Consider the following 21,593-nt stretch of genomic DNA (forward strand, 5'->3'; position numbering starts at 1 on the left):
TAAGTGTCAGCCCTTTATTAAATTTTAAATGGGCTGATGTTCAAAATATGGAGGAACGTAATATGAAAGAACATTCAACCAGTTCAGTAAAAACAGGTTCATTAAAAAAATCCAAACTATTAAGAGCATTGATCTCCCTGATCGTATGTATTTCCATTATTACATTATATATTCCTGCGAGCCTTACGGTGGAGGCTGAAACAGAGGAGGAACAGGTATCTTTCGGTAATGAACAAGCCAAAGACGATGAAGATAAAACAGAATATATCAGTGAAGATAAGCCGGCATACGACGGCGAAGATGTGCGAGAAGATGATGACAAAGATATGCGTGAGTACGATGGTGAGTCACTGGAGGAGATAATCCGGTATGGTGATAATGGTGGCGATCTTGATCATTTCTTCTGGGGAAGCATATATTATGGACTTTCCCTGGAGGACTTAAAGGCATATAAAGCCGGTGGTAATACCATGGAAGATATTATGTCTGAATTGTCAGTAAGATATGCCAAGGCGGATCAAGTTATGGATATCTACAGTGGCATGTCGCCGGACATAAGGTATATTCCTGAGAGCCCTGTTGTAGCCACAGGAAGTGATGCGTCAGGGATAAAAAGTATATCAGATACAAGCAGAACATCCATTATATCAGAGGTAGTGCCCATATCCTCAGAAAGCCTTAAGGATAGCATGTCTGCCCTTGGCTGCAATTATCATGGAAGGATCAATAAGCTTATCATGAAGTCTGAGACAGGGGACACAGAGGCTTTTTGCATAGATATCGGTATGCGTGCACGGGCCGGGGACAAATATTCCTGTTATAAGAAGGACGCAGGAAATTATGTGTATGGAAAAGTTTACTACTGGTATTTTAACAACAGAAATGACAATGCCTATGCTGCAGCGTCTTTATTTTTCTGGGTATACAGCAGTGGAGTTAAGACACCGAAGGATATCCATACCAGGGAATATGCCGAGTACTATAACAATTATTATAAGGCTGCTGTAGATATACTGGGGAATGATACTATGCTTGACGGACAGGCCGTGAAGAAATACATAGGAGAGATAGTTACTGCAGCTAATTCCGGAAATAGCTGCTCGGTTTACTACTGGAAAAATCCCAACGAGAAAAACCAGAGACTTATTACCGGAAATTATAAGGAAAAAGTATATCATATCAAAGTAAATAAATGTGGACTTTACGGAAAGGCTGTAATGGATGTTAAGCTTCCGGGAGCTGAGTTTGGTGTATATTCAGAGAACGATTGCAGCAATAGATCACTTCTCAAAAAGTATGTGACCGATTCTGAGGGACAGTTTTATATAGACTTACTTTCAGACGGAGCTTGCTTGTACATGAAGGAAATAAAGGCTCCAAAGGGATATAAGATTAATGAGACAGTTTACAAGCTGTTTCAGGATACCGGCAGTATAAAAGTGGAAGACCAGTATTCAGATGTGGGAAGGTTTGGCATTAAAAAGACAGATTCCGAAAATGGACAGCCTGTAAACGATGCAGGAAGTGATTACAGGACCAGCGGCTGCTATATATTATACAATGACAGCAACTGCAGGGAGATGGCGAAGGATGTGTACGGTAATAATGTGAGAATGTTTGTAAGCAGGCAGGTCCATGACAGATATTGGGAGTCAAAGAAAACCTATGGAAGCGGAAGTGTATTTGCAGGAAACGACGGATATGTATACTCAGGTATATTAAGGACAGGTACTTATTACCTTAAGGAGACCCAGGCTCCAGCAGGATACTATCTTAATCCTGACATGATAAAGGTGGTCATAACTGCCGGTGGGAGCAGCGTGAAAAATGCCCTGAAGATAGACACAAGAAAGACCAGTGATATAAAGAAATCCGGAGGGCTTGGACTTAGCAAGCATGTGGCAGATACCTATATTGAGTACGATAATGTGGAGGGAGCTGTGTACAAGCTCTATGCAGCAACAGATATCAAGATCGGAACCGGCAATATAAAGGAACGTGCCTATGTGTCAACATTTCCTGAGACAAATGAAATGGGCTACGCCGAACTTACGGGCATATCACCGGGAAAATATTACATAGTAGAAGAAACTGCCCCGGAAGGACTTTACAATGCCTCTGACAGTGCCATAAAGCCACTGGAGTACGATGAACAGGGAAATATAGTCTCTGATATTACTGTGGAAAATGCGGCGGATTATGGCGTAGTAGTTACTGAGGTAAATGAATCAGACAACCAGGTAGATGTATATGATAAGGCTAAGAAATATAAGATATCTCTGGACAAGACTGTTGATGGAGCAAATGGTGAGAAATTGCCTTTGGCGGATGCAGGATTTATGCTATTTGACAGGGACAAGATTGAGGCGTATATAAAGGCAGATTCAGAGCCTGAAAATATAGCCCATGAAAATAATGAAAACGGGAATAAAAAGAGTGGTATACCGGTAAATGAAGACGAATGTCCTGACTATGGGGCATTTGCAAAGGAGGACTGGGACAGATTTCTTGACGCTGCCGTAGTTCTTAAAGGGAAGGAGACTATAATTTATACAGATGAAAAAGGGCATCTGGAGACTGATATTATAATCCCTTACGGCAATTATGTTCTTGTGGAATATGATGTACCGTTAAACAGCAGCGGCTTCGAGTATATTAAAGCGATAGAACCTGTAAATATAAGCTTTCCGGAGGCATGCGAGGAAGGACAATACGAATATAAGCTAAGTCTTAATGATGAGAAACTTAAGGTAAGATTCAATATTGTTAAATATGATGGAGATACATTAATACCTATAGAAGCCAATTCCTGCAGGATAAGGTTGATAAACAAGGAGACAGAAGAAGCTGTTACAGACAGTGCTACAGGTTTTGATTATTTCTCCACTGATGAAAAGGGTTATATCAATATAAACGGCAATATGGAGCCGGGAGTATATTATCTTGAGGAACTGGAAGCCCCGGAGGGGTACGCCCTGCTTGAAGAGAAGATGCTTATCCGTGTGAGAGTAGTTGATAGAAAAACGGAAATCGGCATATATGATCAAGATAAGGAAGATTATGTGGACGAGGTGAGCACTGGATCAGTTGATCTCACAGGAGATGAAGTGAGTCCCGGGGATGGGGGTGTTGAGCAAAATGGGGCTGAGCCCGAGATACATATTTACAATGTCAGGTACAAATTGGATATCAGAAAGATTGATGATGCAGGTGAGCCGGTGGAAAATGCAGTGCTGGGATTATATCCGTATGCGGACAATAGTGAGGATATAAAAGATGCCGATAATGTAAAAGGGGATGATAATACAAAAAATGATGATAACATAAAAGATTCTGAAAATACCAATGATGTTAACCGTAAAATATTTATGTATACTAACTATGAAGAACTTAGTAATGTTAGTCTGAAAGATGATCACCTGGAGATAATTACCGGTACAGAGAAAACGGAAATATCCGGGCTTCCTGAGGGAACATATATACTAAAAGAGATAAAAGCACCGGATGGTTACATGAAAAGTGAGGATATAGTAATAAATATAGGAAATGATAAGACACAGGAAACAATCACTTCCGGACAAATTGAATATTCAGATGGTAGCATTATAGTAAATATGGTGGATGTTAGATGTGGAAGGATAACACTTAATAAAACCGGAGATTTATTTACAGATTTCAAAAAAGAAAAAGGAAATGAGGGTGAATATTACAGGCTTATAACATCAAAATTACCTTTAGGTGGTGCGGTATTTGGTATTTTTGACAGTGAACATAATAAAATATGCGAGATAACCAGCGGAGACGATGGCACATGCAACAGCGACTATCTGCCATACGGCGAGTACTATATAAAGGAATTAGCTGCTCCTGATGGATATATTGCAAATGACAGGGAAATACCTGTCTCATTATATGAAGAGTGCGTAGATTTAAGCCAGACAGCGGATATATACAATGAGTACAGAACCATAAATATAAGTCTTGAAAAGAAGATAATTGGCGAATCCGGGGATAAGATGCCATTAAAGGGTGCAGTATTTGCAGTGTATAACGAAAATGAAATAAATATCTCAGGCAAAGAAATCCCTAAAGAGTCATGCCTTGGTTTCATAACCACGGATGATAAAGGAAAGGGAATATATTCAGGAAAACTTCCGGTGGGCAGTTATTATGTGAAAGAAGTCAAGACATTGGATGGCTATGTCCTTGATACATATAAATATCAGGTCAACTATGATGGAAACTCAGACGGAATTTTTGTACTGAATAATGGCAATGATATCATGAATTACAGCTCCGGCGGTAAATTATGTATAAACAAGCTTGACGCTCAGGGGGATACTTATCTTAAAGGTGCGGAATTTACCGTATATAACAAGGAAAATGACAAGAAGGTTCTTACACTGATAACGGATGATAAAGGATATGCCGAGGCAAATATTCCTAATGGAGACTATTATATGGTGGAGACAAAATCTCCGGAAGGCTATATAAAAGATGAAACCAGACAGGAGTTCACCATCGATAACGACAATACAACCGCCTATTACAATATGAAGAATGACAGGAAGGTTAAGCTTGGTGTAAATGAGATCTGGTATATTACGGCAAGTCTCGGTTCAATATTTATCATAATTATGTTTATGCTCTATGTGTTCGTCATAAGCAGAAAGAAAAATGTGGTCAGAAAAAATGAAGAAAAATAATGCTGAAAACCATCTGCACGTTGCATGTTTTATAATAGGAACGATATTTCTTATCATAGGAGCAGTGACAATCTATAATTTGATCAGGATAAAAAGATACAATGATCTAAACAGTGAACTATGCGATATGTATATGTCAGAATGTGATAAAGATACAGAAAAAAATAGCCCTAATAGCGTAAACTTCGGTGGGAGAGACCTGAAAGAGGGCAGTAGTAGAACCACAGTGGATGATAATACCGGTATTGGTAATGATATTTGTGCAGGTAATGCTGCTGGTGCTTATGTATATAATATGGGTAATTCTCCAGGTACTTCATTATCCGATGAAAATGAAACAGGTGGTACTGATCATACCGGCATAAATATAGAAGATATCGACTCAATTCTTATGATAAAAAAGATAGATCTTGAAATGCCTGTATTTAATGGTTCAAAAAGATCTGAGTACCTGGACAGATTTTTTCTCATAACCGGATATAGTAAAAATGAATATGGTAACGGAAATTATTACATATTCGGACACCAGTCAAGAACCTTCGGGTATTCTTTAAACCGACTTAATTCCCTAAGTTATGGGGATGAAATTCTTATTTATAAATCCGGAGAATATCATACATATTATGTTGAGGCCATATCTAAAACTCAGGAAATGAGCATTGACAGGAACACATCTGAAACAACAGACTCAATAATAATCTATACCTGTGACAAATCTAAGGCAGCAAACAAACCCTATATAAAACTATGTGCAGGCAGGAAAAATAAATAATTAATGTAGTCCAAATAATAAAAACATAAATATAATATGGTTTTAAATAATTCTTCAAAGGCTCATATAGTTATAAAGCAATAAAAAATGCATAGATCCCGTATATTCATGTATACCCGGTGATTTATGCATTTTTATTTGCACAATTTCTACAAACAATCTCAACATAAATAACAATATTCATCAGATGTCCCTAACAATTTGAATATGAAATCCGAAACAGTAGTGGATGTGGAAAGTGTTGATAGTGATTTGTTATATTTATTGCTTCAACATATTTATTCGCAAAACTCAGGTGCAGTTTTTCGCTATTAATTTTTGTATTTTTTAGCGGCAAAGGGTATAGCCGCTATTTTTTTTATTCAGTGAAAACCTATTCGGGTTTTATCTCCCCTTAAAGTTTTGTTTACAATTTAATAATTAGTTGGAGGGCTTTATATGTGAAAATATGGCATTTGTTATTTTAGTTGTAAAGGTAATATGGACTTTTTTAATTTTATAGTAATTGATAAGCCTGCATTAATTCCTTTTGACCTGCGTCAGAACTCCGGTGCTGTTCTCTTTTGTTATGATGGAGAAGAGGAACGTAAGAGTGGACGGATAGTACTACTTGATTTAATTGGTCTTGTAACGTCAACTGATTTAATTGGAATGGTTGAAAGTCTGAAAGACATGTCAGAGTTTAGAGATTGTGTTTATCGTAAGTGCGATTAATTGGAGGTATGAAAAATGGAATGTTTACATGGTAATTTTATGATTGTTTCAAAAAATGAAAAAGAGATTAAGAAAAAAGATGGAACGCTTGATGGTAGTTACTTTGAGGTTGGTTTATCTGATGGTAGGACAGTTATTACTTTAACTGCTGGCGGTGAAAATCCTCTTGTTAAGGCGGATATGTTTAAAACTTATAGTATGGGTTTTGATTTTGCTGATAAAAAGTTGAAATGTACAAGTGTTACGGCTGATCCGCCAAAGGGTGAGCCAAAGAAGTAATACTTGCTTATATAAAAATACTTAATAAAGGGGGTGTATGTTATGGAATTTACAGCAGTTACAACAGCTCTTGGAAATCTTGGTTCTGTTATGGACACTGTTTTAACAACGATCGCAGGCAATCCGTATATGATGTTATTCATGGCTGTTCCTGTGCTTGCCGTTGGTTGTAAGTCTCTGAGAAAGCTTATCAGAGTTGCCCGATAGTGAAAGCAAGGGCGTACACAAAAAAAGAAGGTTGGGAGAACCTTCTTTTTTTAACAATTAGTGGCGGTTTAAGTAATTGATGATTGTATTAATTAGTTTTTTAATTGGTTTATAAAAAATGAGATATACGATTACTATTGCCAAGATGTAAAAGATTAGTTGTGTAATTGAACTAGATGAACTAATTAATGTGCTGTCTAGTATTGTTGTTATTTTATCCATGTTGCGTTTCCTTTCTTTTTTGAAAATAATTATAGAGGAGGTTTGTTGTGAAATCAATACAAAAAAATAAAATGCCATTATTAATATCTTTAATATTGATTGTGGTTATGATGTTTGGCTCGGTTTGTTATGCTTCAAGTGATAATTCTTTTTCTGATGATGGCTTTAAGGATACCGGGTATAGTGATGGCTCGCTTAAGTCTTTGGATGATGTTGTAAAATTTGTTGGTGGTGTAGATGTTAATGATAGTGGATTGTATCAAGCGGCTGTAGATCAGTGGGGTACTGGTAATGTTGATTTTTACTATGTATTATCAACTTCTCCTTGTGAAGAATATACATTATATGCCTGGTTGTATGTCGCTTGTGAAAAAGGTACTAACATTGGGCTTTTTTCAAAAAAAGAAAGTTCTGGTTATAAGCGTTATTTTTTGAAATCAAATAAGAAATTTATGACTTGGCGTAAATGGAGAAGGCATGATGAATATGGTGATACTGATTGGAATAAAGACAACTTGAATGAACACAGGGACGCTAATTATAATCATGTAGTTACCATGGGAACGTTTTCTAAAGATTCATCTATCACTGCCACTAATTTGCCTCGTTTTAATGATGAGGATGCACTTAATAATTATCTTAAAACTGGTAATCCTGTAGGAGCTGTTAATTATAATAATCCGGATGGAAATGATGGTTCTTCTTTTGGGTGGGATAGTTTTAAAGGGACACTTACTGGCGGGTATGATGAAAAATCATACAATTTAATTATTAATAGAACTTATAGTGCTTCTGGCATGTTGTCGCATCCTGGGGATTATTTTGTTTCATATATTCCACTTATTAAACTTGTTGGAAAAAATAAAAATGGTGAAGTTATTATGGGCGGATATAAATTTGCTACTACTGGAAGTATTCCATTAAATGATTTTAGAGATGGCTACATTGAAACATTTAATTCTTTAAATGGTACTTTAAGTGTATATGGAAATTTTCCGTCGTTAAAAGATGTTTATAATAAAGAATTTGGTGAAGTTATACGTATTGTATCATCGTTTATTGCTGGTAGTAGTGCCTATGATATAGAGGTTACATCATGTCGTTTATATGTCACTTATTATTTGTATTGTAAAGGATCTGGTCTTTCTATAGGTCGTCGCTCTGATGATGTTCGTTGTTTATCGTTTGATCTTTTAAACTATGATGGCAGCTCTCAAGGCGGAGAAGAAGTAGATCCTGCAGAGGGAACAGAAGATGGATCAGGTAATGGTGGCGGCAGTGGCAACGGCTCAGGTGATGGAAGTGGGCAAGGTATTAATATAAACATTAATAATCAGAATACGCAAAATAACGGCAGCTCTTCCAGTGATCCTAAACTTGATATTGATGATGATGATTTTAGTATGTCGAACGTGTGGAAGAATATAAAATCGCTGTTCGGTCTGATTGATGATCCTTCGACACCTGAACCGGATGACGGAGTTATGCAGATGGTAAAAGCCGGGATGGGGTTCATGCCGTCCGAATATTGGACTATGATAATTGGTTTATTATCCAGTGCTGGTATAGTCTCAATGATAAGAATTTTTAGGGGGTCTTGATATGGCAATAGAATTTTTTCGGTATTTATTCGGTATGATCTTAGGATATATGAATTATGAATTTGTATTCCTAGATTTTCGGTTTACTCTTTGGCAAGTTATTCTTGCTGAGTGTTTTTGTGGTGTTGTTGGTTATTTGAGTTATGAATTATGGCTTACAGATTAGAGGAGTGATTTTTTATGAAGTGGAAAATATTTTTTTTATTGTTGTTTGTTGGGCTGTTAATTGAATGGTTAATGTCAGCGTTTACCAAGTTGTGTATCAGGTTAATTACTAAAATTAAGCAGCGTAAACGTGAGAAGCTGGAAGAACTTAACCAGGAAGAAGAAGGTGATTAACATGTGGGGCTTTTTGATGTTTGCGACATTTGTTGTTGGGTCTATCCAGTTGATTAATGAATACAAGTATGTATTGGAATTTAAGAAGGAGGAGCGTTTATTTGATGAATATAAAAAGAAAAGTACTCAGGAACTTAATGATATTCTTACTGATCCTGATGCCGATAAGTTTTAATGCTACACGTGTAGAAGCTGCTCCGGATGTAAGTACAGAAGATACCGGAACTGAGATTACAACTGAAGAAGAAAAAAACTTTCCGGATGATTACAAAGTTGTAACTTTTGCCACTCCGACGGATGGAGTGGGTACACCTACTGATCAACTCGATATACAGCTTATAGACGTATACAAGGTCCTTGTGGCTATTCTAGCATGTTTTGTATGTTTGATAGCTTGGGGGGTATTTAGGACGGCTTATAGGATACTAACAAGCCAAAAAATGTAGGAGGTAATGGAATGGACGAATTAGTAATGTACATATATGCAGAGGGTGACTTATATTTAATGCTTGCCCGGATGTTTGTATTCTTATTTTTGCTCCTGGGACTTAGTTGTATACTCGGAGCTATTAGAGGGCTTCGCTTATGATTGTACTGATTTTAATTATTGTATTTATCATTTTGTACGCTTGTATTCCTTTTATCCCCTTCTTCGTTAAGAACCTGTATAGGTTCATATTATGGGGAGCTATGGACGTGTACGAGTACATTAAATACAAGAAATATAATGTGTGCCCCTATTATGGGCGTGTTGATGTTATTAGTGCTTACAAAAATAAAGTGTTTGGCTCTGGTAAAACATTAGATGGAACTATGGTTATACGTGCGATCTACAAGAAGTATAATGGACTTCCTGTATGGGATGATGAAGAAAAGAAGTTTGTCCCGCAGCATATACATATTATTTCTAATGTTGACATTAAGGACATACCATATATTAAGTTTAAAACCAGTAAACAGATGCTTAACATTGAACAGGAAAAAACGGATGTCACTATATTTTTCTTCGATGAGATCGGGGCTCTCTGGAACTCCAGGAACTATAAAGACAATATCAGTACTGAACTTCTTAAGGAACTTTTGCAGTGCCGAAAAAATAAGGTGTATATCCTTGGAACTTCACAGCGTTTCCGGTTCATTGATGTAATGCTCCGGCAGATCACAAGCCGACTTGTATGTGTTAATAAAACTTGGCGTATCCTCAAGTGTGTTGAATATGACCCATTCGAATATGAGAATTGTTCTAACTTGGAAATGATTAAACCGCTGCACACTGAGTATAAGTTTATTTTTAATAAAGATTACTTTGCTTATGACACCGGGGAGAAAGTGGAAGACCTGTTAAAGCTCGACTTATTGCCGGATGAGGTTGTAATACAAAACCAGCAGTTGGCAACGTCTGATCTGTCTGTGGTTCGTCTTAAACGTAGATTTAGAGGGCGTAGAAAAGGTCGTTAATAAATGGCTGCGTGTGGCAGTCCCATACTTGGGACTGCGTAACTATAAATGACATGCCAAGGGAGCAAGGCTGTCATAGGGGAAAAGCGCGTTTGCGCGTCCCTTGACAGCCTGCCCCGGCATGTATGGAGGTATGGCATGAAACTACTTAGACTATTTAATAATATAGTTTCGTTATTTAACAATTTGCTTCGATTAATAACAAGGCTGTTACGTTGAAATTTCACCCCTATGTCTAATAGGGGGTGAAATATGTATTTTAATACATTTGGGAAAAAGAAAAAGGTGTGAAAATATGTTTTATTCATCTTTGAGTTGTAAAAGTAGAACTGGAGAAACCTACTCGGTGGATATGGTAAGACTTAAATTTGAATTTAGTAAAGACAGCTCCGGTAATTGTTTAGTTAATTATATAAAGCGGAATGATGGGGTATTGTTCAATGTAGACAGTATTCGAAAATATGTTCTTTTTAAGTATCAGTATCACTATACAGTCAAAACCTTGTCAGGTAGTGTTTTGGTCATTGAACATTGGTTTCATGACGATACTGCGGAAGGTATGCGAAAAGGCTTTATTGAATTTAATCCAAATAAATTTATATCTGAGGATGATTATTATGTTCTAAACGGTTTTTTAACCGTGTTAGGTGACGATATTCTTTATGGAGCTAATTACTTTACTAACGTCTTTGAACTCGTACGTTGGGATTTGGCTATTGACTTTCCGGAGCTCCGGGACAACATGTATCTAGTCAAGGATAAGAGAAACTATCAGTACATAAATGGAAGAGGGGGAGTGACTCAGTATTTGGGAGTAAGAAACTCTGGTGGCTTCGTTAAGCTTTATGATAAGACTAAAGAGTCTAAACTTAATGAAACAGTAACAAGGCTTGAATTGACATTTGACGGATATGATTATCCAACATTACCACAAGTCTATATAAAACGGCAGCAACAACGTCTTACATTAGATCTTAATGATACGCAGCTTGTTCTTGTTGACCTGCTTAATCGTTTAGATCCACATGAAAAGACGGTGTATTTTAATCGTTTGGGACGTGTATTGAGAAACAAACTTAAAGACGCTGTTTTTGACGATCATCAGTATGAATATGATTTTCAAGCTATATACAATTTAATAGACAAGCTTAATCAACTTGAAAAGGGATATATTGACCCTAGTCCGGATATGGGGGCAACTGAATTTCATGATAGTGAAAATCTGACATTTGATTAGTCTGGAATTATTCGTGTGTAGATTTCTCCAATAAAAGTGAAAAAATTAATTGAAAAACTGAAGTTTTACGATAGAGTTGGAAGTGCAGCCATAAAAAAATGTTGGCAGTGTTGACAATGTTGGAAGTGATATGTTATATTTTGGTTGTAAACAAAACTCTTCGTAAAACTCAGGTTTTACGAAAAAATATGTTGCAAACTGTGGACAGAGCTGATACTATATGAGTAAATGGTATTTTCAAGCCCCGAAAGTGGCTGAAAGCCTTGAAAATAAAGGATTTGTCAAAAATAGAAAAAGCCACCTGCAATTACAAAACAATCAATTTATAATTGTTTAAGCAGATAAATTACATTACAAAAGTCAGATCATAATTTATAATATTGATGTATGATATAGATTATAGAATAATTATTTTGGAGGTATAAACAATGGCCAGATCATACAGCGACCAGGTAAATGACAACAATATTTTGCTCATACGGCAGATACTTGCTGAGCTGCCACCATACGTTAAAATATTTATCAGAGGTATCGAACCTACTACGGCTTCAAGAACCCGTGTGGGCTATTGCCGTGATCTGAAATCCTTTTATGAGTTTCTGGTCACTTCTAATCCTTATTTTAAGGATCGTGGTTTAAGCGAAATATCCCTTGAGGACCTGTCTAATCTCCAGGCTGAGGACATTGAGGAATACCTGGAATATTTGAAATATTATAAGAAAAACGGACGTGTATACACAAACGGCGAACGTGCCATTAAAAGGAAATTATCAGCCTTAAGGACATTTTATGCGTATTTGTATAAGAATGACAAGGTAACGGCAAATCCTGCTGAAAAGGTTGATATGCCTAAGATACATAAAAAGGCCATCATCCGTATGGATACCAATGAAGTTGCTGAATTTCTGGACGCAGTCGAATATGGAAATAAATTATCTGAAAGGCAGCAATTATATCATAAAAAGACCCAGAAAAGGGATCTCGCCCTGCTTACTCTTATGCTTGGTACCGGGATCCGTGTGTCTGAGTGCGTTGGAATTGATATAAATGACATAGACTTCAATAACAGCCGTATAAAAATTGTCAGAAAAGGTGGCTATGAGTCATTTGTTTATTTCAGTGATGAAGTTGCTGAAGCTTTGCTTGATTATCTTGATGAAAGAAAGCATATTACTGCCCTTTCCGGTCATGAAAATGCATTTTTTCTTTCAAGCCAGTTAAGACGTATATCTGTAAGATCCGTTGAAAATCTTGTAAAAAAATATTCAGCAGGTGTAACCCCTATGAAGCATATTACACCCCATAAATTAAGGAGTACCTATGGCACTGAATTATACAAGGAAACCGGCGACATATATCTTGTGGCAGATGTGTTGGGACACAGTGATGTAAACACCACCAAGAAGCATTATGCGGATATTGATGAGGAGCGACGCAGGTATGCCAAGGACAAGGTACAGCTCAGAGAAAAATTTGATCACAACTAATGTCACAAGATCAAGTACTCGTTGGAATACTGAACTTGATACAATTTAACCATATTCATCCCAGTGGGTGTTGTTCAAAGGAGGGTTCATTTGAACATCCCTTGAGCAATGGCACTTGCAGGCATAAAAGTTGGCAGGCAGTCTCGTTACAAGACCACCTGCCTGTTGATTATTCTTATTCTGTTTTCTGTATCTCGTCAGCCCGATAAACTGGAAATTATCTATTTCTCCTCTTCGTTAAGACCTAGTTCATTAGATATTACTTGCTATCCCTGATACCTTATTCTTTCTACCAGCGTTTCTTTTTTCAGATTACTGCTTAAAACGCAGGAAAGTACAATTTGCAACAGACCGACCAAAAAAATCATACTAAAAATTGGTACGATTGGAACATGATAGATATTCATTCCAAATATTCCAATATGTTTTGCATAGGAAAAAAGTGCATAGCCGAGTGGCAGACCAATAATCAAAGCTATACATATGGTACCAACCGTAAACATCAGTCCCTGTAACTGCAGGCATAAATTTAATTGCTTATTTGTCATACCCACAGCCTGTAATATACCATATTCCTGCTTTTTTGTCGTAATATTCATGATCATGGTATTCGCCATATTCATAAACCCGATGAGTCCTACAATAGCCATAAACAGATAACAGCCAAGCTTCATCATGCTGCTTGCAAATTCGACAGATTGTAACTGCGCATGATAAGTATCCATTTTTATATGCGAAGTATTAGAAATCAAAGTATTCAGACTTTGTTCTACAGATGCCACATCTTTTTTATCACAGTCCACCCACAGATAGCCATAGGCTGTTCCGCTCGGATTCATGGAACGATATACACCTTCCGGAATGACAAGATAAGTGTCCGCACTTACAAAAGATCCTGCAATCTTTCCCTGATAGGTATAGATTCCACTTCCATTTTCAAAGTCAAATGCAATGGATTCCCCCGGAGCATATCCATCTTGTTCCATCCACGTTGACCAGCCAAAGAAAATATCACCATTCTTTACCGCCTGATCATAGTCCATAGAGCCAATATCCCCTTCTTGGCGCATAAAATCAAAATCCTTTTTACTCACAATAGTAGCCGGAAATCTTGTTCCGTTCAGATTTACAGAGACAATCTCTCTCGTCATGACATCTGTTACTCCCGGAATGCTTTTGATTTCTTCAATCAGCGAATCATTCAATGGATCATCCGTCAGAATCGTATCCAGATTATTCTCCGGATATCTTTCATCATACTCAGCAGAATAGTCAAGCTGCAGTTCAAATTGTCCATGATTAACGGAAAGACGTGCTTCATGCTCCGTGTCAATATTTCCCACATAATTAGAGATAATCACAAACAATACGCAAGAAAAACCCATTGTGAGGATAGTACCAATAGTTCTTTTGGGATTACCCGTTACATTTGCCATTGCCATAGAAAACACGGTGACATTTTTTCTGCCATTTCGTTTTCCTTTTTTTTGTGTTTCTGCATTTTCTAAATACCGTGTTGCTTCGATAGGCGAAATCCGTGAAACAATTTTCATTGGTTTACGCAGTGCCAAAGTAACGGTAAGAAATGATACGAAAATACAGAGAAGCATAACAGGCAGGGAAAACAGAGAAACCTGCTGATTTTGAACTCCCATAGAGCCAGTTCCGGTTGATACAAGGTTCCCCTGTTCTACCAGCCAGCTAAAACCGCATTTTGCAATCAGAAAGCCAAAAAGCAATCCAACTGGTATTGAAAAAAATGTCAAAAAAATGCCCTCTCTGAAGATCAGTTGTTTCATCTGCTTTTTTGTCGCTCCCAGAGCCTTGATTTTTCCATACTCCTGTATCTTGTTGGCAATACCTACCTGAAAAATATTATAAATAACCACAACAGAGAAAAGTACAATTGCAAGAATCAAAACCCCGCATACCGCAATCGTTTCATAGCTCGGCTGCAAGACCCATTGCAAATAGAGATCATTGACTATAACGTTTTTTTCTTCGATCCCACAAGCTGCTGCAATCTGCTTTATAACCGAATCAATATTATTCATAGATACATTTGCAGAATCATTTAAAGTAAAATAAATATTATACTGTCTGTCATTCTCTGCGACGTGCTCATCATAAAACTCCTGTGACCCGAAAGCAACATAAGATGCCTCAATGGTATACGCATCCCGATCATATAGGATTCCGCTGACAACAAATTCTTCCGGCTTATATTCTGACTGCATCCCTGCGCGGTAATCCAGTGTAACCGTATCTCCGACCTTTACATCATCATATCCCATTTCACTAAAAAATGCTCTTCCTGCGGCAATTTCCTGCGTTCCCACCGGATACTTTCCTTCCTTTAACTCATATTCCTTATTATAGGGAAGCATTTTTCTTGCAGTCTCATCCATGCAGACAAACCCACCGTTTTCGTTGCCTTTTATGATACCTTCGGTGCACATAGTGCCTGTAGCATCTATTTCCGCACGGCGGTTTACTTCTTTTAACTGCGATCCGTCTGCTGCGACAAACAAACCATAATTGCTTCCATATGAGCCTGCCGCCTGACTTTTCTGTAAACGGATCATTCCATTTCCCACAGTACTGATAATCACAAGCAGCATCGTAGTCAGACATATGGACATCATAATCAGTATACTTCTTGTCTTGTTCTTTTTGTCATTGCTATATGCAATCCTGCTTATTGTCTTCATCTAAAATCCACCACCTGTCCATCCTCAATTACCAGAATACGATCAGCGACCTGTGCAATTTCGTCATCATGGGTAATCATTACAATTGTCTGTCCATATTTTTTTGCTGTCATCTTAAGCAGGGCGATTACCTCATCACTGGTCTTAGAATCAAGATTTCCTGTCGGCTCATCTGCAAATATAATTTCCGGACGGTTCACCAGTGCTCTTGCAATTGCTACTCTCTGCTGCTGTCCTCCGGATAACTGATTTGGTAGATTATAAATCCGGTTTTCAATCCCCAGAGTTGCAATAATATCATTTACATACGCTTCATCCACTTTTCTTCCATCCAGCCCCAGTGGCAGTACAATATTTTCCCAGACATTAACAGATGAAACCAGATTAAATGCCTGAAAAACAAATCCGATTTTTCTTCTGCGGAAAACAGCAAGGGCATCTTCCTTCATCCTGTATAAATCTTTCCCTGCTAAAGTAACACTGCCTTTTGTCGGGGTGTCTAGCCCTCCAAGCATATGAAGTAATGTACTTTTACCGGAACCTGACTTTCCAACAATTGCGACAAATTCTCCCTGCTCAATCTGAATGTCCACCTGATTGACCGCTTTGACCTGATTCTCACCTGCACCATAAAACTTACAAAGCTGCTTGGTTTCTAATATCACACTCATGTGTTGCCTCCTTTTCAATTCTGTAAAGCGTACTTTTTCAGCACGCTTTCTTTGCCTGTTTATATATTGGGTCATTTTTCAACCTACATCCAAATTGTATCAGGACAATCTTTCATTTCATTTTCAAAAAACGAGCAGAAGTCTTACAGAATTGTAAGATTCCTGCTCACTAAAATTTAACCAATATATGGTAATTGGATCACAAATGTGCTTCCTTTTTTCTTTTTGCCGGAGGTTACCATGATCGTACCTCCGTGTTTTTCGATAATTTCTCTCGATAGAAAAAGTCCGATTCCTGTACCACTCTTTTCCATGACCTCCTTGGAACTTCCTCTGTAAAATCGTTGAAAAATTTTGTGATATTCATTCTGCGGAATACCAATTCCCTGATCCTCAATTTCCATTCTTACAAGATAGTTTCTTTTTTGTAACCGGATAAATATTTTTGAACCACACGGACTGTACTTGACCGCATTATCCAGAACGTTGATCACAGCTTCACCAAGCCACCTTTTATCCTGCATAATCGTGCATGTTTCCAGCTCTTTTTCATAGTCAAAAACGAATTCAATTTCTTTCTCATCCGCTTTAGGATAAATACGGTTCACAGCAGATATGACAGTATCCATAAGCGGAAGTTTTTTCTTATTAATCTGAATCAGTCCAGTTTCCATCTTGGATATTTCAAGAAGCGACTGCAATAATGTCTCCAGTCCATCCAGAGCACTCCGACAACGGATACGAAACTCCTCCTGTTCTGTGGCACTTAAGTCATTCTGCATCAGCACACTAAAACATGTATCCAAAGCTGCAACCGGTGTCTTTAACTGGTGAGAAATATCAGAAACCATTTCTTTCGTGTTCTCCTTTTCTGCCCTTGCTTCTTCCTTTATCAACTGAATATGATGTCCGATTGCTTCAAGCTGGTCATTCAATTTTTCCAGTTCTGCATGATTTTCCGTTTTCAGTAAATCATCAAATTTATTTTCACGGAATCTGATCAGAATTTCTTCCAACTGGTCTAAAATTTTCTGATGACACGCATCTTCTTTTTTCTTCCAATAAAGTAAAAAAGTCAAAAGAAGCACGCATATCACAGTGCTTACAGCACCAGTCACCATAACCTGATGCCGGAATTGCGAATAAAATGCATTCCCTTTATTCCCCCAGTATCCATATTGCTCCAATAATCGCCTTCCCTGTTCGTTAGTTTCAATGTCTTTATCCTTAAGCAATTCCGAAACAGCATCCAGCCCGGAAAATTCTTCCTTTGCAGCAATCTCTGTCATAAGATTCATTTTATATTTATAATCTTCATAAAACACATACGTGGTAAAGCAATTTAATATTGCAAACACTAATATGACCGGCAATACCAACGACAAGACTGATGTGAGTTTCCTGTGATATCTCTTTGTCACTGCCTTACCTCCTGATTCCATATATACCCAAGACCTCTGATATTCTTTATATAGACCGGTGCAGCCGGATTGTCTTCAATTTTCTCACGGAGTCTTCTGATATTGACAGCGATTGTATTTTCATCCACAAAATCCCCTTCCAGATCAAACACATTTTCCAATATTTGTGTTTTTGAAAGAATCTGTTTCGGATTCTGAAGAAAAAAAGTCAGCATTTTCAACTCCGTTTTTGTCAGACTGATTTCACGACTCTTTATCAGGACTTTCATTTCTCCTGCGATAAATACGATATCTCCCGAAATCATCTTTCCGGCTTCCGTTTTCTCCTGTCTGCGGCGGAAATGTGCTTCTATTTTCAAAAGAAGTACCGAAAGACTAAAGGGCTTTGTAATATAATCATCTGCCCCTGCTTCATATCCCATAACCTGATCCATCTCCTGATCTAGTGCTGTAAGGCAAATAATGTATGTATTATAATTGCTTCTCATCCACCTTACAAATTCCAGTCCATTCCCATCCGGAAGATTCACATCACAAATGGTAACATCCACATTATTATCACTTGCAATTCTTTTCGCTTTTTTCACTGATTCTGCGGAAAAAACCTCATATCCGGATTTTTTCAGTGAGAATGTAATTCCACGATTTAAATTTTCATCATCTTCAACCACGAGTATACCTGGCATAGCATATGCACCTCTCTTTACTAACTATTTTTCCTCTTCGTTACATATATGTTCTGCTTCAATATCCTCGGTAGTGACTTTCCCTGTAATATCCCTATAGGCTTCTTTTATTCCATTTTTGACCGCCCACTTAATTATAAAATATAATGCAAGTAAGACGATTAGTGCTGTGCCAAAACTAATTCCTAATTCTTCAAACATTTCATTACCTCTGTCAATACCGATTTATGTATTTGTCTTATTATTATAATAACATAAAACACCAATCACCAATCACCATTATGTCTTAGAATCCTCGAAATATACCATACATCTATTAACATCTTTTGGGGAATAAAAAACCGGGATTTTCTTCTTTATAAATAATTCTTTGTCACTTTGGAGCATATTGTCTAACTCCGGTTCTATTCCTTCTTCGCAATCTCCATAATGCCCTATGGTGAGGAGACACTCGTGTTCAATATTATCTTTTGTTTTGAATATAATATGAGCTTCTGTGTAGGGCTGGTCATAATCATTAGTTAAAGTTACATCCTCAATGATTCCCTCGACCAGATTCCATTTTATGATTATGAAAACTCGATTGACCAAATAGATGATAGGAATAAAGGCAAAGAGAGCAACTAAAAAAAGCCATCTATAAAAAAGTCCGGCAATGATTCCGGAGATAGCTATTATAATAACCGCAATCATACATCTTTTAAATGTCCTCTTTAATACCTTATTTTTGTATTTTTGTCCATCCATTTTCTCTCAGCTTTCCTTACAATTATTAGTATTTAGAGTGTTTTACTTTCTCCCACTGCTCTTTTGTCATTATATTTGTATGTCCCACTCTCGTTTCATTGAGTAGCGGCACCGGAACATCTTCACATGTGTGATGATAAACAAATCCAACTTTTTCCTGAACTCGTTTCGATTTTTGATTGCCATCATAATAGCCGCACCATATGGTATGCATTCCAAGATCCTCAAAGCCGTGGCGAAGGATCTCTCTGACAGCCTCCGGTACATAGCCTCTGCCCCAGTACGGCTGTCCCAACCAATAGCCCAACTCACACTCATCATCTCGGTCTGTCATATCTGTATGCCCGTTCAACATCAGTTCGATGGCCCCGATCGCTTTTCCATTCTCTTTTTCACAGATGGCATAACTTTCCGCACCATTAAATACATTCTTTATCACATGCAGACTTTCTTCTATGGATTTATGTGGCGGCCATCCTGCAATCGGTCCGATCTCCGGGTTCTTCGCATATTCAAACAGGCTATCTGCATCAGATTCCTGCCATTTTCTTAATAGTAATCTCTCGGTTTTTAACATTATCCCTACCTCCGTAACTTCTCATGTCAGCGTCAGTATTAAATTAGAAATGGCGTGAAATAAAAAGGCTTTAACAATAAGTTTTCCTCTTTTCCTACGTCTTTTTGTGATATTAAATATATCTTATTTACATTTTGAGAAAATTTTTTGGAAAATTCTGTTATTGACTCATGTTTTCCTGTTCCGGAAGACTTAATCTCAAATGCATTTATTTTGCTTCCTTCTGATACTAGAAAATCCACCTCATAATAATGAGTACTTTTATTCTTTTCCCATGTATGATAGAACAATTCTCTACCAGATGAAGCAATCATCTGCGCCACAAGATTCTCATATAAATAACCCAAATTGGCAGGTAATTTATCAGAAAGCAGCTTAGCATATATATCATTTTCCGTTACTGGGCGATCAATAAACAATAGTGTAATAAATAAGCCCGTATCAGAAAAATGTGATTTTCTTCAATGTTTTAATTTTAAAATATGTACCTTTCTTCAAAATTATTTTATTGGTTTTTGTGCTTTTCTTCAGAATTATATGTTTTGGATTAAAAAAAGCGATCAGTCTTATCATAAGACCAATCGCTTTTTTGCTCTTAAGTCTGTAATCTCTATTGTTTCACAGCTATATTCTCTAGTGTCATCTATATATTACTTAGTAAGCTCAGCAACCACCTGGTTGATAACCTTGCCGTCAGCCTTGCCCTTTAACTCAGGCATAACAGCCTTCATGATCTGACCTTTGTTCTTGGTGGCAAGTACATCTGAGAATTTCTCCTGTAGAATTGCGGAAACCTCCTCTGCTGAAAGCATTTTAGGGGCAAATTCACTCATGATATCATAACGTTTCCTGTACTCCTCAAGAAGCTCTGTACGATCAGCAGGGCATGTATCAATCTGCTCTCTTACTGACTTGATCTCCTTTAAGATGGCTTCATTTGCCATTTCATCAGGAATATCATCACGGCAGCCTGCGTCTATACCCTTTTTCTTAACGGCAGAGACAAGATCTGCAATGGAGTCCTTTCTGAATTTATCCTTTGCCTTCATGGCAGCGATCATTGCGTCCTGTAATTCTTTAAGTTTCATTTTCTATCGTCTCCTCGAATATAATTTATTGGATTTTAGCAGCGTCACAGATCATCTGAACTGTACGTTCCTTACCAAATGCACTGGTGTTGATACAGAGGTCATAGCCCTTCATCTCGCCCCAGCGTTTTGATGTATAATAATTATAATACGAAGCTCTTGATTTGTCTTCCTTTTTAATGAGATCTTTTGCCTTTGCCTCAGTTAAATTATATTTTTCTGAGATCCTCTTTACTCTGTTTTCGATATCTGAATATATAAATACATTAAGTACATTCGGAGTATCCTTTAAAGCATAATCTGCACAACGACCTACAAATACACATGAACCATTGTCGTTTGCAAGCTTTTTAATGGTATCAAAGGCTGCAAGGAAAACTTTGTGGTTTATAGGCAGCTCCCCATTTGAATTAAATCCGAGAGAATATGGATCCATCACCAGGGAATAAAGAAAGCTGTTTGTAGGCTTCTCGTCAAAGCTGTCAAATAACTCCTCACATATTCCGCTTGCCTTGGCTGCTTCCTTAAGAAGCTCCTTGTCATAGAAAGGTACACCAAGTCTCTTGGATATCTCTTCTCCTATCTCCTTACCACCGCTTCCGAATTGTCTTCCTATTGTAATGATCTTAGTATTGCTCATGATAACTACCTCCTTTTTGGTACATCAGAC

Annotated in this window: 21 protein-coding genes and 1 pseudogene; 12 read left to right on the forward strand and 10 right to left on the reverse strand. The window is 37.4% G+C overall.

What is annotated here, in order from left to right; all coding sequences use genetic code 11:
• The first annotated feature begins 62 nt into the window (after nt 1-62).
• The 12 genes from DXB54_RS05755 to DXB54_RS05795 all read left to right on the forward strand — a co-directional run bounded on the left by DXB54_RS05755 (nt 63) and on the right by DXB54_RS05795 (nt 13,022).
• The gene (locus tag DXB54_RS05755; RefSeq protein WP_118694540.1) at nt 63-4,706 is read left to right on the forward strand and encodes a prealbumin-like fold domain-containing protein; all 4,644 of its coding nucleotides are present in this window, start codon (nt 63-65) and stop codon (nt 4,704-4,706) included.
• Complete coding sequence (locus DXB54_RS05760) at nt 4,693-5,478, forward strand: sortase domain-containing protein (protein ID WP_158578192.1); 786 nt, start codon at nt 4,693-4,695, stop codon at nt 5,476-5,478. The genes DXB54_RS05755 and DXB54_RS05760 overlap by 14 nt, the downstream gene beginning before the upstream one ends.
• 729 nt (nt 5,479-6,207) lie before the next feature.
• A complete protein-coding gene (locus DXB54_RS05770) occupies nt 6,208-6,471 on the forward strand; it encodes a hypothetical protein (protein ID WP_118694543.1) in 264 nt (87 codons plus the stop codon).
• Between the two features lie 42 nt (nt 6,472-6,513).
• Nucleotides 6,514-6,678, forward strand: coding sequence for a hypothetical protein (locus tag DXB54_RS11860; protein ID WP_158578194.1), 165 nt, complete (start codon nt 6,514-6,516; stop codon nt 6,676-6,678).
• 269 nt (nt 6,679-6,947) lie between these two features.
• Nucleotides 6,948-8,501 carry a hypothetical protein gene (locus tag DXB54_RS05775; protein ID WP_118694544.1) on the forward strand — a complete coding sequence of 518 codons (1,554 nt, stop codon included), beginning with the start codon at nt 6,948-6,950 and terminating at the stop codon, nt 8,499-8,501.
• A gap of 1 nt (nt 8,502) precedes the next feature.
• Nucleotides 8,503-8,667 carry a hypothetical protein gene (locus DXB54_RS11865; RefSeq protein WP_158578195.1) on the forward strand — a complete coding sequence of 55 codons (165 nt, stop codon included), beginning with the start codon at nt 8,503-8,505 and terminating at the stop codon, nt 8,665-8,667.
• Nucleotides 8,668-8,681: 14 nt separating this feature from the next.
• On the forward strand, nt 8,682-8,840 hold the full coding sequence (locus DXB54_RS11870; RefSeq protein ID WP_158578196.1) for a hypothetical protein: 159 nt from the start codon (nt 8,682-8,684) through the stop codon (nt 8,838-8,840).
• 104 nt (nt 8,841-8,944) lie between these two features.
• Nucleotides 8,945-9,286 carry a hypothetical protein gene (locus DXB54_RS05780; RefSeq protein ID WP_147361014.1) on the forward strand — a complete coding sequence of 114 codons (342 nt, stop codon included), beginning with the start codon at nt 8,945-8,947 and terminating at the stop codon, nt 9,284-9,286.
• Between the two features lie 11 nt (nt 9,287-9,297).
• Nucleotides 9,298-9,429: a hypothetical protein gene (locus DXB54_RS12175; protein WP_279220716.1), complete on the forward strand. Its 132-nt coding sequence runs from the start codon at nt 9,298-9,300 to the stop codon at nt 9,427-9,429.
• Nucleotides 9,426-10,298 (forward strand): AAA family ATPase, encoded by an 873-nt coding sequence (locus tag DXB54_RS05785; protein WP_118694546.1) that lies wholly within the window; start codon nt 9,426-9,428, stop codon nt 10,296-10,298. Before DXB54_RS12175 ends, DXB54_RS05785 begins: the two co-directional genes overlap by 4 nt.
• Nucleotides 10,299-10,644: 346 nt before the next feature.
• Nucleotides 10,645-11,535 (forward strand): hypothetical protein, encoded by an 891-nt coding sequence (locus DXB54_RS05790; protein WP_118694547.1) that lies wholly within the window; start codon nt 10,645-10,647, stop codon nt 11,533-11,535.
• A 428-nt stretch (nt 11,536-11,963) separates the two neighbouring features.
• A complete protein-coding gene (locus DXB54_RS05795) occupies nt 11,964-13,022 on the forward strand; it encodes a tyrosine-type recombinase/integrase (RefSeq protein ID WP_021937728.1) in 1,059 nt (352 codons plus the stop codon).
• Between the two features lie 266 nt (nt 13,023-13,288).
• Here the strand turns inward: DXB54_RS05795 and DXB54_RS05800 are convergent, their stop codons facing one another.
• From DXB54_RS05800 to DXB54_RS05840, 10 genes and pseudogenes are all read right to left on the reverse strand, one after another.
• Entirely contained in the window at nt 13,289-15,733 is a 2,445-nt protein-coding gene (locus tag DXB54_RS05800) for an ABC transporter permease (protein WP_118694548.1), read from the reverse strand.
• A complete protein-coding gene (locus DXB54_RS05805) occupies nt 15,730-16,404 on the reverse strand; it encodes an ABC transporter ATP-binding protein (protein WP_006426335.1) in 675 nt (224 codons plus the stop codon). Before DXB54_RS05805 ends, DXB54_RS05800 begins: the two co-directional genes overlap by 4 nt.
• A gap of 176 nt (nt 16,405-16,580) precedes the next feature.
• Nucleotides 16,581-17,846: a sensor histidine kinase gene (locus DXB54_RS05810; protein WP_118694549.1), complete on the reverse strand. Its 1,266-nt coding sequence runs from the start codon at nt 17,844-17,846 to the stop codon at nt 16,581-16,583.
• Entirely contained in the window at nt 17,822-18,511 is a 690-nt protein-coding gene (locus DXB54_RS05815) for a response regulator transcription factor (protein WP_118531169.1), read from the reverse strand. Before DXB54_RS05815 ends, DXB54_RS05810 begins: the two co-directional genes overlap by 25 nt.
• Before the next feature lie 24 nt (nt 18,512-18,535).
• Entirely contained in the window at nt 18,536-18,712 is a 177-nt protein-coding gene (locus DXB54_RS11975) for a DUF6019 family protein (protein WP_199708736.1), read from the reverse strand.
• Nucleotides 18,713-18,790: 78 nt separating this feature from the next.
• A complete protein-coding gene (locus DXB54_RS05820) occupies nt 18,791-19,258 on the reverse strand; it encodes a hypothetical protein (RefSeq protein WP_118694550.1) in 468 nt (155 codons plus the stop codon).
• Nucleotides 19,259-19,283: 25 nt separating this feature from the next.
• A complete protein-coding gene (locus DXB54_RS05825; protein ID WP_118694551.1) occupies nt 19,284-19,835 on the reverse strand; it encodes a GNAT family N-acetyltransferase in 552 nt (183 codons plus the stop codon).
• Nucleotides 19,836-19,873: 38 nt separating this feature from the next.
• Nucleotides 19,874-20,281: pseudogene (locus tag DXB54_RS05830) on the reverse strand (DUF4143 domain-containing protein); the annotation flags it as partial.
• 204 nt (nt 20,282-20,485) lie between these two features.
• Nucleotides 20,486-20,923 carry a GatB/YqeY domain-containing protein gene (locus DXB54_RS05835; protein ID WP_021939187.1) on the reverse strand — a complete coding sequence of 146 codons (438 nt, stop codon included), beginning with the start codon at nt 20,921-20,923 and terminating at the stop codon, nt 20,486-20,488.
• A 25-nt stretch (nt 20,924-20,948) separates the two neighbouring features.
• Nucleotides 20,949-21,563 (reverse strand): cytidylate kinase-like family protein, encoded by a 615-nt coding sequence (locus tag DXB54_RS05840; protein ID WP_021939186.1) that lies wholly within the window; start codon nt 21,561-21,563, stop codon nt 20,949-20,951.
• Nucleotides 21,564-21,593 lie beyond the last annotated feature (30 nt).

The organism is Coprococcus sp. OM04-5BH (assembly GCF_003482105.1).
GTDB lineage: Bacteria > Bacillota > Clostridia > Lachnospirales > Lachnospiraceae > Coprococcus.

Excerpts from the sequence above, each read along its gene's own strand:
- DXB54_RS05815 (WP_118531169.1), bottom strand. The coding sequence starts at position 18,511 with ATGCCAGGTATACTCGTGGTTGAAGATGATGAAAATTTAAATCGTGGA.
- DXB54_RS05785 (WP_118694546.1), top strand. The coding sequence starts at position 9,426 with ATGATTGTACTGATTTTAATTATTGTATTTATCATTTTGTACGCTTGT.
- DXB54_RS05755 (WP_118694540.1), top strand. The coding sequence starts at position 63 with ATGAAAGAACATTCAACCAGTTCAGTAAAAACAGGTTCATTAAAAAAA.
- DXB54_RS05840 (WP_021939186.1), bottom strand. The coding sequence starts at position 21,563 with ATGAGCAATACTAAGATCATTACAATAGGAAGACAATTCGGAAGCGGT.
- DXB54_RS05820 (WP_118694550.1), bottom strand. The coding sequence starts at position 19,258 with ATGGATGGACAAAAATACAAAAATAAGGTATTAAAGAGGACATTTAAA.
- DXB54_RS05800 (WP_118694548.1), bottom strand. The coding sequence starts at position 15,733 with ATGAAGACAATAAGCAGGATTGCATATAGCAATGACAAAAAGAACAAG.
- DXB54_RS05770 (WP_118694543.1), top strand. The coding sequence starts at position 6,208 with ATGGAATGTTTACATGGTAATTTTATGATTGTTTCAAAAAATGAAAAA.
- DXB54_RS12175 (WP_279220716.1), top strand. The coding sequence starts at position 9,298 with ATGGACGAATTAGTAATGTACATATATGCAGAGGGTGACTTATATTTA.
- DXB54_RS05835 (WP_021939187.1), bottom strand. The coding sequence starts at position 20,923 with ATGAAACTTAAAGAATTACAGGACGCAATGATCGCTGCCATGAAGGCA.
- DXB54_RS05825 (WP_118694551.1), bottom strand. The coding sequence starts at position 19,835 with ATGTTAAAAACCGAGAGATTACTATTAAGAAAATGGCAGGAATCTGAT.
- DXB54_RS05760 (WP_158578192.1), top strand. The coding sequence starts at position 4,693 with ATGAAGAAAAATAATGCTGAAAACCATCTGCACGTTGCATGTTTTATA.
- DXB54_RS05810 (WP_118694549.1), bottom strand. The coding sequence starts at position 17,846 with ATGGAATCAGGAGGTAAGGCAGTGACAAAGAGATATCACAGGAAACTC.
- DXB54_RS11860 (WP_158578194.1), top strand. The coding sequence starts at position 6,514 with ATGGAATTTACAGCAGTTACAACAGCTCTTGGAAATCTTGGTTCTGTT.
- DXB54_RS11870 (WP_158578196.1), top strand. The coding sequence starts at position 8,682 with ATGAAGTGGAAAATATTTTTTTTATTGTTGTTTGTTGGGCTGTTAATT.
- DXB54_RS05805 (WP_006426335.1), bottom strand. The coding sequence starts at position 16,404 with ATGAGTGTGATATTAGAAACCAAGCAGCTTTGTAAGTTTTATGGTGCA.
- DXB54_RS05795 (WP_021937728.1), top strand. The coding sequence starts at position 11,964 with ATGGCCAGATCATACAGCGACCAGGTAAATGACAACAATATTTTGCTC.
- DXB54_RS11975 (WP_199708736.1), bottom strand. The coding sequence starts at position 18,712 with ATGTTTGAAGAATTAGGAATTAGTTTTGGCACAGCACTAATCGTCTTA.
- DXB54_RS05780 (WP_147361014.1), top strand. The coding sequence starts at position 8,945 with ATGAATATAAAAAGAAAAGTACTCAGGAACTTAATGATATTCTTACTG.
- DXB54_RS11865 (WP_158578195.1), top strand. The coding sequence starts at position 8,503 with ATGGCAATAGAATTTTTTCGGTATTTATTCGGTATGATCTTAGGATAT.